This window comes from Streptomyces sp. NPDC048506, assembly GCF_040651315.1.
Taxonomy (GTDB): Bacteria; Actinomycetota; Actinomycetes; order Streptomycetales; family Streptomycetaceae; genus Streptomyces.
In genome coordinates, this window is the sequence record NZ_JBEZIX010000015.1 from 94,448 (window position 1) to 106,940 (window position 12,493).

General features: G+C 69.8%; 8 protein-coding genes and 1 pseudogene. 3 read left to right on the plus strand and 6 right to left on the minus strand.

What is annotated here, in order from left to right:
• Positions 1-721: 721 nt before the first annotated feature.
• A complete protein-coding gene (locus AB0C96_RS14735) occupies positions 722-1,315 on the minus strand; it encodes a DinB family protein (protein WP_362917277.1) in 594 nt (197 codons plus the stop codon).
• 343 nt (positions 1,316-1,658) lie between these two features.
• Between AB0C96_RS14735 and AB0C96_RS14740 the strand changes: the two genes are divergently transcribed.
• A complete protein-coding gene (locus tag AB0C96_RS14740; RefSeq protein WP_362917279.1) occupies positions 1,659-2,162 on the plus strand; it encodes an ATP-binding protein in 504 nt (167 codons plus the stop codon).
• 74 nt (positions 2,163-2,236) lie between these two features.
• Here the strand turns inward: AB0C96_RS14740 and AB0C96_RS14745 are convergent.
• Positions 2,237-2,461 (minus strand): annotated as a pseudogene (locus AB0C96_RS14745) (helix-turn-helix domain-containing protein); the annotation flags it as partial.
• Positions 2,462-2,743: 282 nt separating this feature from the next.
• Here AB0C96_RS14745 and AB0C96_RS14750 point away from each other — a divergent pair.
• Together AB0C96_RS14750 and AB0C96_RS14755 are read left to right on the plus strand one after the other, a co-directional pair.
• Entirely contained in the window at positions 2,744-3,049 is a 306-nt protein-coding gene (locus AB0C96_RS14750) for a trypco2 family protein (RefSeq protein ID WP_362917281.1), read from the plus strand.
• Between the two features lie 7 nt (positions 3,050-3,056).
• A complete protein-coding gene (locus AB0C96_RS14755; protein WP_362917283.1) occupies positions 3,057-7,955 on the plus strand; it encodes a trypsin-like peptidase domain-containing protein in 4,899 nt (1,632 codons plus the stop codon).
• An 81-nt stretch (positions 7,956-8,036) separates the two neighbouring features.
• Here AB0C96_RS14755 and AB0C96_RS14760 read toward each other — a convergent pair whose 3' ends face one another.
• The 4 genes from AB0C96_RS14760 to AB0C96_RS14775 all read right to left on the minus strand — a co-directional run bounded on the left by AB0C96_RS14760 (position 8,037) and on the right by AB0C96_RS14775 (position 12,458).
• Positions 8,037-8,354 carry a hypothetical protein gene (locus AB0C96_RS14760; RefSeq protein WP_362917285.1) on the minus strand — a complete coding sequence of 106 codons (318 nt, stop codon included), beginning with the start codon at positions 8,352-8,354 and terminating at the stop codon, positions 8,037-8,039.
• Positions 8,355-8,677: 323 nt separating this feature from the next.
• Complete coding sequence (locus AB0C96_RS14765; RefSeq protein WP_362917412.1) at positions 8,678-9,805, minus strand: substrate-binding domain-containing protein; 1,128 nt, start codon at positions 9,803-9,805, stop codon at positions 8,678-8,680.
• An 80-nt stretch (positions 9,806-9,885) separates the two neighbouring features.
• Positions 9,886-10,926, minus strand: coding sequence for an ABC transporter permease (locus AB0C96_RS14770; RefSeq protein WP_362917287.1), 1,041 nt, complete (start codon positions 10,924-10,926; stop codon positions 9,886-9,888).
• The gene (locus AB0C96_RS14775) at positions 10,923-12,458 is read right to left on the minus strand and encodes a sugar ABC transporter ATP-binding protein (RefSeq protein ID WP_362917289.1); all 1,536 of its coding nucleotides are present in this window, start codon (positions 12,456-12,458) and stop codon (positions 10,923-10,925) included. The genes AB0C96_RS14770 and AB0C96_RS14775 overlap by 4 nt, the downstream gene beginning before the upstream one ends.
• Positions 12,459-12,493: the final 35 nt, after the last annotated feature.

Here is a 12,493-nt window from a genome sequence, read left to right on the forward strand (position 1 = left end):
TCAGCACCATCGACAGCGAGAAACGCTGGCCCGACGCCCGACGCCCGACGCCCGACGCCCGACGCCCGACGCTCGGCGCCCGACGACTCCTCGACGACGACACACTGCCGACCCTGGACCGCGTCGCGGGACTGCTGCTGATCCTCTACGCACAGAAGAATCGCCACCATCAGCCAACTCACCGTCGATGACGTCCACTTCGACGGCGGCACGGTCTCCGTCACGTTCGGCACCTCGCCGCCGGTCGTCCTGCCCACACCGTCGGCCAGCCTGGTCCGCGAGCTCGTCGCGACCCGCCATGGCAAGCCAGGATCGGCTGCACTCCGGAGGACGTTCCCTGGCTGTTCCCGGGAGGACACCCAGGGCGCCCTCACCGACAGCCAGATCGGCAAGCGCCTCCACAACATCGAGATCCGGCCCAAAGAAGACCGGGCACCGCGCTGTTCACCCTCGCGACCGAACGTCCCGCCGCGATCCTCGCCCGGATGCTCGCCGCCCACATCAAGGTCGCCGTCCAGTGGTAGAAGGCATCCGCCGGGGACTGGGCCGCCCACGCCGCCCACGTCACACGCCGTTTCGCTCGACAACAGCCAGGGACCACGCGGTCATGACACAACTCCCCGCGTCATCAACGTCCAGAACCGACGGCACCCTCATGTGATGGGAGTGGGGAGGCAGGCAACAATACGAGCTACCAAGGCAAACACCTCCCCGAACGACCTCAGCTCTGCTTGGCCTGAGCCTCCTTGGCGGACGCCTCCAGTCGGTTCCAGTAGTCCTGGTACCACGTTTCGTCGCCGCCATCCACGTTGCTGTTGTCCTCCCGCATACCGACCTTGCCGTCGATCAGCTCGCGGACGATGTCGGCGTGGCCGGCGTGCCGGTTCGTCTCGGCAGTCATGTGCAGCATGATCCGCTGAAGCGTCACGTCTCCGCTGTCGCCCCACCATGCGACGTGGCCCATCGCGTCGAGCGGTAGCGCCTCGATCGTCGCGTCCGCGTGCGCCCAGGCGCGGCGGTAGAGGCCGAGAACATCCTCGCGCGACTCGTCGGCGGGTGCCCACATGTCCGAGTTGGGCTCGGCGCCCTCCTCGTGCCAGGGGAGGGATTCGTTGTGCGGGCGGCCGAAGGTCGGGCCGAAGTACCCGAGCTCGACGCTGGCGAGGTGCTTGACGAGGCCGAGAAGGTTGGTGCCGGTCGGCGTCAGGGGGCGGCGGATGTCGTACTCGGACAATCCGTCCAGCTTCCAGATGATGGCTTCGCGGGCTGCTTTGAGGTAGCGGTGCAGGTCGTCTTTAGGATCATTGGGCTTCATGGGGCCGAGTCTCGCATCACCTGCCGACAGCGGTCGCGTGAGTTTGCCGGCTGCCCAGGAAGCATCAGCCGGCGACTGAGCCGTCTGCACTGCGAACCGACCGTCCTGGGAGCCCTGATGCGGCAGGCATTCGGACAGTTCCCGTACCCGTTCACGGAGGTGCTGCGCCGGTTGGACGCCAGCACGTTGCTCCCCTCGCCCCCCCAGAGGCATGTCCATGGCAGAGCGGCTTAGTGCCGTGACCACATAGGTTCGCCGGGTCGGTCGGCTACGGTGGGCCCGCTCCCAGCGGAGCCCTTGTCGCCATGGAGGAGGGCGTGACTTTCGGGCCTAACCTGGCTCCGTGACGCAGCAATTGAGCACGGTGGTGCTGATGTGCGGTCTTCCGGGAGCGGGCAAGACCACCTACGCGATGGAGCTGGTGCGAAGCGGCTATGTTCGGCTCTCGATCGACGAGGTGGTCTGGCAACGACTCGGGCAGCGCGACGCCGGCCTCGTGCTGGAGGTGGAGGCGTTCGACCAGCTCAAGGAAGAGGTCCGCTGCGAGCAGCGGCAGCAACTGGTCGAGCTGATGCTGGCCGGGCGCGATGTGGTGGTGGACTACAGCTTCTGGAGTCGTGCTGCCCGCGACGATTACAAGGTGCTGATCGAGAACCACGGCTGCCGTTGGGAACTGGTCCACCTCAAGGCCGATCAGACCACGCTGGAGCGTCGCCTCGAAGTACGGAACGACGAGGAAGGCGCTAACTCCGTCACCGTGGACAAGACACTGTTCAACCGCTATCTGGCCAACTTCGAGGAACCGAACGGAGAGGGTGAGCAGGTCGTCATGCAGTCCTCGACTTGAGGGCCGGAGGCCGTTCGGCGGGGCGAGGACGTCCGCCCCGGCGGATGCCTTTCTCGCTGCGGATTGCGCCAGCGCAGGTAGGCGGCGAGTTTGCGGATGGACCAGCGGGTGAAGGGCTGGCCGAGCCTGGTCGGGCGGGTGGTGGCCGTCTGGATGACGAAGTCCCCGTCGTCATCGCTGAGTTGGCGGGGACGGCCTCCCGCCCATCGAGGGTCCAGGCAGGCCAGGCCGATCTCGTTGAACCGGTGGATCACGTCCCGGACAGTGTCCTCGTCCGCCTGCACCAGCTGGGCGATCACCGGTACACGGTTCCCGCCGGCCGATCCTGGTCGGTCAGCCCGCGCACACGAACAGGCTCGGCCACCACACCCCCGGCAGCCGGAACGGACGTCACCGCACATCCAACCGCTTGTACCACCAACCCTGCGAACCTACGTGGTCAGAGCGGTAGCTACCCGTGCTCCCGAAGACGACGGGCGCTTCGGTGGCGTAAGTCGCCGAACCGGTCACGAACGGTCAGGGTTCTGCGACACACTTGCACTCGAACGGTTGCTTGTTTCACGTCAAGCTCAGGGGGCTGCATGGACATCGAACTCGCTGATCTGCTCACGTCGCTGCGTTCCGAGATCAACCGAGCCCGGATCGACGCGGCCGGCGAGGACGTGCGCTTCCGTGTCAACTCCATCGATCTGGAGGTCCAGGTCGAGGTGGAGAAGTCCGGCGAGGCCGGTGCCGGTGTGAAGTTCTGGGTGCTGTCCATCGGCGGCAAGGGAAGTGCGAAGTCGACGCAGACGCACGTGGTGAAACTCAGCCTCACCGCTGAGACGGACACGGGTGGGCCTGTCCTGACCAGCGACGAGGTGTCGAGCCTGCTCGCCGCCGACTGATCCCCGGATGAGTCACTTCGACAAGGCCCGGGTGGCCGAAATCCTTGTTAGGCGAGGTGCCAAGGCCGAGTACGGATCCGGCTACCGGATCAGCTCCCAGCTGGTCCTGACGGTAGCTCACCTGCTTGACAGCGATGGCGATCCCTCCTACGCGGTCCGCCTGGGAGGCGGTGACGTCGAGCTGTTCGCAACACCGGTGTGGCGTGCCGCTGGGCAGGATCTCGCGCTGCTGCGCCTGGACTCCACCACGGCGGCGGCTGCCGTGCCGCCGGTCGCCTTCGGCAGCCTGCCGGACGGTATCGGTCGCGTACCGTTCATGGGGATCGGTTTTCCGGCCTTCGCTCTGCGGCGCGAGACGGCCGACGTGAGCGGCCTGCGCCGACGGGACAGCCGCGAGGTCGGCGGATTCGTTCAGCTGGGCTCCAACCTGAAGTCGGGGCTGCTGGACCTGACAGTCATCACCGCCCCGCCCCAGGACCGCACCAGTGATCCCTGGAAGGGGATGTCGGGCGCGGCCCTGTTCACTGAGGACGGCCGGTTGCTGATCGGTGTGCAGGCGCAGCGGCTGCCGGCCGCGGGCACCGGAAGCGCAGAAGCCGAGCCGATAACCCGGGCGCTGCAGGACCCGCAGTTCGAGGACATCCTGCTGCTCAACGGGGTACCTCCGCGCAGCGTGCAGATCGAGCCGCCCGGCAAGCCGCCCGGAAACCCGTTGCGGGCGGTGCTCCCGCAACAGGAACTCGTCGACGGATTCGGCGACTTCAAGAAGAACCTGACCAGTGACCACTTGCCCTTCGTCTCACCGGGCGATGACCACCCGGCTCACCCGAGACGGCTGTTCAGAAAGCTGCTGAAGTCAGACGGCCGCGGTGTGCTGCTGGTCGGTGCGGCGGGCACCGGCAAGACCCGCACCGGCATCGAGGTCGGGAACGAGGCCTTGAAGGTCGGCTGGCGGGTGCTGCACGTCATGCCTGGCGACGACCGCGAGATGATCAACGAGCTCATCGAACGGACGCTCGCGGAGCCAACCCCCGTCCTCGTCGTGATCGACTATCTCAACGAGTCGCAGCTGGACCCGGCGGTGTTGCGCCACCGGCTGATTCCCGAGGCCCGTCGGAACGACATCACGGTGGCCGTGCTCGCGTCGGTCCGTCCTGGCTGGCTGCGAAAGGCCGACCGGGCCCGGCTGCACGAGCTCTTCGACGAGGTGGAGCTGCGCCAGGACGACTCGTTCCAACGCCTCGTCACCGAGAACGCGTTGCGGAAGCTGGCGCCCAGCGCTCTCCGGCAGCTCGGCATGGTGCGCATGATGGAAGTGAGCGGGCGACGGCCGATCATCGCACTGCTGATCGCCCGCGAGATCGAACGCCGGGTGAAGGCGGGGCACTCACTTCCGGAGGCTGCTGCACAGCGGTCCGGTAATGAGCTGTCCGCCTGGCTCGAAAGCCGGCTCAGAGAGGATGGCTTGACCATCCCCGGCCGCGCAGACGACTTCACGCCCGCCAGAGCCTCATCCGGGTTGCTGGCAGCCGCCGCTGCGGCGGCTGCCAGCCCACAACCGCTCCACGAGATAACGGCCGCTGCCCACGCTTCCTTGGTCGAAGCGGCCAGCGCAACGCCGAGGGCCGAGGACGTCGTGGCCACCCTCATCTCACTCGGCTGGCTGGAGCAGCACAACGGCGTGCTCGCGATCGCCCATGACGCGGTCGCCGATCAGCTCATGGAGTCCGTCCTGCTCCCGGAGAGCGACACCAGCCCGGACGTCGCGTGGACCCACGCGTTGCTGGCCGGCTGCCTGACCGATCCCCGCACCATCGGCCGATTTGCCGTCAACGTCGGCCGGCTGGCCAACGACTTGGGGCTCGCCGAGCGGTCCGAGGCCTTGACTCCGGTACTGGACAGTTGGTTCGCAGCCAACGCGGCCGCCATCGGCCAGATCCTGCGCCGTAGCTCCGACGTGGGTGGTTACGCTCTCGGCGCCATTTGCTCGGGCGCGCCCTGGTCCGGCTCCGCCGTGCGGTGCTGGGAGCAGGTCGTCGACCCCTGGCTCCGGGACTTCGGTGCCAGCGTCGACGCCCGCCACCTCCTCTACCGCGGCCTGCGCAACCTCTCACCGGGCGGCGCCCTGCTGCTCGTACCCACCGCGCTGGCCTGGCTCAGGACCCACTGGCGGATACTCGAAGCCAGTTACGTGCTCTCCCCGCTGGTTGCGCGGGCCGATCTGCCGCCGGAGACCGTGCAGGAAGCCGCCGCACGCACGCTCAGCTGGCTCGACCGTCATGCCACCGCCGCGGATGCCCGGTTCGTGATTCGGCCGTTGCTTTTCCGAACGGAACTCAGCCCACGGGACAGCGGACAGGTGATCGCTGCCGCCTTCGCCTGGCTCGACCGTCATGCCGCCGCCGCGGATGCCCGGTTCGTGCTTCGGCCGTTGCTGTCCCGTACGGACCTCGGTCCCTGGGAGAGTGCGTGGGTGGTTTCGGCCACCCTGGCCTGGCTGGACCGTCATGCCGCAGCAGCGGATGCCCGGTTCGTGCTTCGGCCACTGCTGTCCCACGCGGACCTCGGCCCTGCCGACAGGCGGCGTGCGCTGGCTCCGGCCTTTGTATGGCTCGACCGCCACGCCGTCGACCGGGATGCCCAGTTCGTGCTTCGGCCTCTCCTGTCTCGCGTATACCTCGGCCCTACGGACAGCCAGCGCGCCGCCGCTCTGGCTCTTGCGTGGCTCGACCGCCACGCCGTCGACCGGGACGCCCAGTTCGTGCTTCGGCCGCTCCTGTCTCGTGCTGAGCTCAGCCCCGAGCACGCCCGACGAGCCATCTCCTCCGGCCTGGCGTGGCTCGACTGCCATGCCGCCGCCGCGGATGCCCGGTTCGTGATTCGGCCGTTGCTGTCCCGCGCGGATCTCGGCCCACAGGACACCGCACGGGCCGTCTCCGCCGCCTCCGGGTGGCTCAAGCGCCACGCCGCCGCCCCGGATTCCCAGTTCGTCCTCGGCCGCCTGGCCGAACTGAGTGGCAGCGTGCCCGCCTCCCTGGCTTGGCTGCCCCAGCCGGATGGCCAGGAGCAGGCATCCACCGGCCAAGGAACTTCCAACTGGGTGGACGAGCAGGTCATGCGCCCGTTGGGCGTGCCGCTGCCCGGCGCCCCCGCGCCCGCCGACTCGCTGCTGCGGTACGACCTCGCGATCAGGACAACGCACTCGCCACCGACGCCGCCCGGCCTGGCGGTGAACGAGTTGGAGATACCGTGGGTCTTCGGGGAGGAAGCCGACCCGAAGTCCGCGACGATCGACGCGCTGCGGGCCAGCGGCCTGACCCTGGGCGACACGGCAACGAGGATCGTCTATATCGCCCCTCCCGGGGCGTTGGCCCTGGCGACTTACGCCGCGATGGTGGGATTCACCCACCGGTGGTTGGACGCCTACGCGGATGGCCGGGTGCTCGAACTGGCCGACTCCAGGTCACACACGGAGGGCGTCGGCGATGTGGTGAAACCCGGAGAGTTCCTGCACTGGGCACAGGTGGGTGGCCCACATGTGGACGGCATGCTCACCGTGCCCTTCCCGCCCGAACCTGACGGGTGGCTCGACGAGCGCACCGCGGGGGCGGTGCGATACGCGGCACGGCTGCGCATGGTTGCGCCGGACTCCGCGTCGGCCGCCTTGGGCATGCTGACCAGGGTCGGGACCCTGCGGACCAAGGGAAGCAACTGGCGCCTCCCGGTGCTGTCCACCGGCACCGAACCGCTTCCGGTCGACAAGTCGACCCAAGGGCAGGGCCTCGACCTGGAGGGGATCAGGCAGGCAGCACAGCTGTACCGCAAGGAGCTGGTGCAGGGAAACGAGCTGACCGAGGTCGTCCCCGTGCCCCGGGTGTCGCCGTTCAACCAGCGGATTGCGGAGGCGAACGCGACGGACCCCTTGGCGCTGCTTGGCCGACTCGGTGCCGCCTCGGACGACGGACTGCGGTGGACCTGCCCCCGCGACCGGGGCGATCACGCGGACCTCGTCCTGAAGGTGCGCGACAACGGCCTGGTCACCTGCAAACGCTGCTATCCGCGGGCGGTCGGGCTGGTCCGGCTCACCGTGGACACCTTGCTCCTGACACCCGACGAGGCCGCCGCGTTCATCATGAACGACTCCGGCGACCACCCCGACCGCTTCCCGGCGCCCGGGATGGCGGTGACCGCGCGCGTCGTCGGATCGGCGCCGGACGGGTACCGCTGCGCTGTCCACAACCCGGCCACCGGCCAGGCATACGAGGCGGTTCTGCCGATGTGGGAGCTCCAGGAGCTCCACAATTCCCTCCCCGGCCTGCGCCTGGGGAGGGGGGACACCCTCGTCGCGCTGGTCCTGGAGCTGGGCGACGGCGCGCTGTCGGTGGGGCCGTCGGCCCTTGAGGGTGGTGCCCTCGTCCTGTCTCTCACCGCCACAGCCCTGGTTGAGCGTGTCCTGGCCGGCTTCGTGCCCGAGCTGACGACCGGCGAGCTGGCGATCACGGGCATCGCCCGGGTCCCCGGAGCCCGAACAAGAATTGCCGTGGCACCCACCAGGCCGACGAACAGCGTCAGAGGTTTCTTCATCGGAAAGCGCGCCGAGCGAATAGTGGGCTCCCAGCGTCTGCTCTCCGGAGGGATGACCAACGAAGAGATCGAGATCGTTCCCTACTCCAGCGACCAGCGGACTCTGCTGGCCAACGCCCTCGCCTACGCCCAGCCGACCGACATTCTCACCGACGGCCAGCGAGCGGTCGTCGCCGTCCCTCGCCACCAACTCCGGGGTGCCATCGGACGAGGCGGTCTGAATGCCCAACTCGCCGGTCAGCTCACAGGCCTGTACGTCAAGATCGTTCCCTCCGGAACCGACCTCAGATTGGCCATGGAGTCGGGATTCGACGACGAGTAGGCGCAGCGCGACGGATTGTGCGAGAGAGCGTGCAGGACCTTCCGTCCCGCCCCGTGTGGGCGCGGGGCGCGAGGAGGCTGTTCAGTGCGGGCTTGCGTGTATCCGGGGCAGGGCGTGGGTTGTCCCGCGGGCGGCGTGGTAGGAGCGGGCGTAGCCAAGTCCGGTGGCGAAGCCGGCCTCGTTCTCGGCAGGCCGGGCGGCAGCGCTGCGGGCCCGGTCCGCGCTCAAACCGATCTGGGCGAGCAGGTCCTGCTGGTCGTGCAGAAGTGTGTCGTACTGGGCGCTGCCACTCCAGGGCCCAGGGCGGGTTCCATCAGGGGCCGATTGCCGACAGTGCCAGCGTGCGTGGTCAGGGAGCGGGGTGAGTTCGCGGGCGATGGGCCGGGGCCGGTGTGCCATGTGAAGCGTCCACCCAGGGCCCGCGACGGTTGGGCCAGTGTCGGCCCGCACGCACTGCTGCACCCACACCAGCAAAGGACCTGCCGACGTGGACGCGATCCGGTCGGACAGCCAAGGCCTGTCGGCGGCACGCGCCAACTCGGCGACCAGACCGGGGGCGTACGCGAGAGTGTGGAATCCATTTCCGGGACGGCGGAGTCCGCGCAATGGGACTCTCAGACGTCGCGATCAATGACATCGATTACTGCTGCCGCCGTGAGTGGAGTGGCGGAGGGGGTGCTGGAGCCCGGTGCACCGCCGGTATGTGGTGGGTGCGCCCGGGGCTACCTGCCCCAGATTCTCCGGTACTGCGCGCGGTAGCCGGGTGGGTCCCAGGTGGTCGCCCCGCGGCTGTTGGCGGCGGTGGCGATGTGTACGGGGGCGACGTATCCGCTGGCGGGTGTGCCGTGGAAGGCGCGGTTGAATTCGTCGAGGATCTGCCAGCCCTGCTGGGAGAACGGCTCGGGGACGGTGGCTGTCTGGAACTGTCTGCTGTTGATGCGTTGGAAGGCGGAGGGGTCGCCGTCGCCCGCGCCGATGTTGAAGGGGGCATCGGCGCCCTTCTTGCGTGCCGCGCGCAGGGCGGGGGCGGCGTCGGCGAAGTAGACGTCGTTGATGGCCACGGAGTGGGTCCACCGGTCCCCGAAGCGGGAGAGGAGTGAGGAGACTTCCTGGGGCGTTCTGCTGCTGGTGTCCGAGATCGGGATGTTCTCCACGGCCAGCAGCCGCACGCCGGAGCAGGTGGCCAGTTGTTTCTCGATCAGGTCGGACTTGGTCCTGGCGAACGGGATCGAGGCATCGGTGAACACCACGACTCCGGCGTTGCCGTGGGAGTGCGCGATGACCCAGTCCGCGCTGATCTTCGCGACGTCCTCGACCTTGGTGGTGACGTTGCTGAAGAGCTTCGGGTGCCTGCTCGGCCCGGGGGTGCCGACCGCGTGCCAGCCGACGAGCGGGATGTGCTCCGCGGTGGCCTTGGCGACCTGTTGCGACGTCAGATTGGGGTCGAATCCGCCGATGACGATGCCCGACGGCCGGAGGGCGAGGGCCTGGCTGAACGCCGCCTGGATCCCGGCGGGGGTGCCCTGGCCGTCGATCACCCGGAGGTCCCACCCGATGGCCTCGGAGGCCTCCTGCACACCCTGGGCGGCGCCCGCGACGCCGGGGTTGATCATGGTCTGCGCGACGTAGACGATGCGCTTGTCGCGTACGGCCGTGGGGCCACCGGTGGGGCCGCTCGCTGCGGGGTGGGCCCGCTCGGCCCGCCGGACGGCCGCGGTGGCGCCCGCCAGGACGGTGGGGCAACCGGTCTTCGTCGGACGCGCAGACGGGGGCCCGCCGCCGACCGACGCCCCGCGCTCGCAGCCGACCAGGCCGGTGCCGCCGGCGAGGGCTGCGGCCGCGACCGCCATCGCGGCTGCGCGGGTCAGGGCGGTGCGACGGTGCCCGGCCGCCCCGCGCGCGGCGGTGACGCGGTGGTGCCGGGCGGCGGTCACGGGGTGGCCTCGGGCAGGTCGGGGAGCGGCCGGGGAGGTTCGGCCCGGCGTTGCCGCAGCTGTCGGCGTGCCGCATAGCCGGCCATGCCGACGGAGAGGAGCAGGGTGGTGCCGTTGAACAGCGGGGTGATCCAGAACTGGGCGCCGAGCTGCCCGATGCCGGTGAGGCCGATCGCGAGGACGACGACGGCGACCAGGGTGCCCAGGGCGTTGGGCCGGCCGGGTTTGATCGCGGTCGAGCCGAGCAGCGCACCGACGAAGGCGGGCAGCAGGTAGTCCAGGCCGACGCTGGGGTTGCCGATCCGCTGCTGTGCGGCGAGGAGTACGCCGGCGACGCCGACCACCAGGCCGGATCCGACGAAGGCGTAGATGACATAGCGTCGGGTGGGGATGCCCACCAGGTCGGCGGCGCGGGGGTTGGAGCCGATGACGTACAGGTACCTGCCGAGGGGCAGCCGTTCCAGGAGGAGCCACAGGACGGCGGTGAGGGCGAGGACGTAGAAGGCGGACACCGGCAGGCCGAGGAACCTGGAGTCGTAGAGGTCGGTGAAGGCAGCCGGCAGCCCGTGCGGGCCGGGGATGATCCGGGCCCCGTTGGTGATCCAGCCGGTCACGGCGTACAGGATGCTGCCGGTGCCGAGGGTGGCGATGAAGGAGTCGATCTTCGCGAATTCGACGACCACACCGTTGAAGGTGCCGACCACGGCCCCGCCGAGGACCACCACGAGGCAGGCGAGTGGCCAGGGCCATTCCTCGTTGGCGATCAGCTGCATGGTCATCACGTGCGCCAGGCCGAGTCCGTAGCCGAGGGACAGGTCGAACTTGGCGGTGACGATGGGGATCGTCGCGCCGAGCGCCAGGACGGCCGGGATCGACTGGTTGGACAGCACCTCGGAGATGTTGTCCAGGGTGGGGAAGGTGTCCGGCAGCGCGAGGGAGAAGGCCAGGAACAGCAGGGCGGCGAGGGCCAGGAGGCCGTAGGCGCCGATGAGGTGTCCGAGGCGGCGGTCCATCGGACGACGGGGGGAGGGGCTCATCGTCCGGTCGTCCCGGTGACCGGCGGCATGGCCGAGGCGGCGCGGGCGAGTGCGGTGGCGGTGAGGGCTTCGCCGCTCAGCTCCGTCGTCACCGTCCCGCGGACGAATACCAGGGCGCGATGGCACACGTGGGCGACCTCCTCGAAGTCGGTGGAGAGCAACAGGACGGCGAGGCCGTCGGCCAGTGCGTCCCGGAGCAGGCGGTAGATCGCCGTGGTGGCACCGACGTCCACCCCGGCGGTCGGCTCCTCGAGGATCAGCAGCCTGCGGGGCATCCGAAGCCACCGGCCCACCATGACCTTCTGCTGGTTCCCTCCGGACAGGGTGGAGATCGGTGCCTCGGTGTCCCGGGGGGACACCGAGAACCGCTGGATCAGGTCGGCGGCCTCGGCCCGCTCACGCCGGGGGCTGATCCACCGGAGGGCCGGGAGGCCGCCGGCCCGCGGGTTGGCCAGGAAGTTCTCCCGGACGGTCAGTTCGGCGGCGCAGCCCTCTTCCTGGCGGTTGCTGGTCACGAACCCGACGCCCGACTCGACCGCGGCCGCGACGCTGCCCGGCCGGTACGGCCGTCCGTCGAGCAGGGCCCGCCCGCCGACGAGGGGCCGGGCGCCGGCGAGGGCGCGGCCCAGTTCCATGTGCCCGGCTCCGGTGAGCCCCACCATGCCGAGGATCTCGCCGGCGCGCAGTTCCAGGCTGACCGGTGCCGTCGGCCCGGTCCGTACCCGGTCGAGGCGCAGCACGGCTCGGCCCGCGGCGGGGGCGAACCGGTAGCCGCCGGGGTCATGACCCACGATGTCGTGCACCAGCTGGGCCGGGCTGTAGTCGATCAGCGGCCCCCGACTGATCAGGCGGCCGTCGCGCAGCACGGCGAAGACGTCGGCGACCTGGTACACCTCGTCGAGCCGGTGGGTGACGTAGACGATGGCGCGGCCCTGGTCGCGCAGGGTGTGCAGGACGTCGAAGAGCCGGGCGCAGTCCGCCGCCGGGAGGCTGGCGGTCGGCTCGTCCAGCACGATGAGTTCGGCCCGGGTCGACAGCGCGCGGGCGATGGCCACCAGGGAGCGTTCGGCCCGCGGCAGGTCGGCGAGCGGGGCGCGGGGGTCGAGGTGCGCGGCGACGATGTCGAGGGCCTCGGCGCATCGCCGGCGCGTCCTCCGCCAGGACAGCAGACCGGCGCGGCGTGCATAGCCGGTGCCCAGGGCAACGTTCTCGGCGACCGTCATCCACTCGACCAGCCCCAGGTCCTGGTGGATGAAGGACATGGTGCGGGAGGCCGCTTCGGTGCCGAGCGGGTGCCCGGCCACCGTCACCTCGCCCTCGTCCGCGTGGTGGACCCCCGCGAGCACCTTGATCAGCGTGGACTTGCCGGCACCGTTGGGACCGAGCAGGGCGAGGACGCTGCCGGAGTGCACGTCGAGGTCGACCGCGTCCAGCGCGAGCGTGCCGCCGAACCGCTTGCTGAGGCCGTGCACGCGGACGAGGGGCTCGCGGCCGAGGTGCGGGGGAGGGGGGTGGTCAGGAGCGTCGGGCACAGACTTCTCCGGGGGCGGCCTCTCGATTCTTCCTG

What these genes read in the sequence shown, in the direction of transcription:
- AB0C96_RS14735 (WP_362917277.1), bottom strand. Translation starts at nt 1,315, where the DNA reads ATGAAGCCCAATGATCCTAAAGACGACCTGCACCGCTACCTCAAAGCA.
- AB0C96_RS14750 (WP_362917281.1), top strand. Translation starts at nt 2,744, where the DNA reads ATGGACATCGAACTCGCTGATCTGCTCACGTCGCTGCGTTCCGAGATC.
- AB0C96_RS14755 (WP_362917283.1), top strand. Translation starts at nt 3,057, where the DNA reads ATGAGTCACTTCGACAAGGCCCGGGTGGCCGAAATCCTTGTTAGGCGA.
- AB0C96_RS14760 (WP_362917285.1), bottom strand. Translation starts at nt 8,354, where the DNA reads ATGGCACACCGGCCCCGGCCCATCGCCCGCGAACTCACCCCGCTCCCT.
- AB0C96_RS14765 (WP_362917412.1), bottom strand. Translation starts at nt 9,805, where the DNA reads ATGGCGGTCGCGGCCGCAGCCCTCGCCGGCGGCACCGGCCTGGTCGGC.
- AB0C96_RS14770 (WP_362917287.1), bottom strand. Translation starts at nt 10,926, where the DNA reads ATGAGCCCCTCCCCCCGTCGTCCGATGGACCGCCGCCTCGGACACCTC.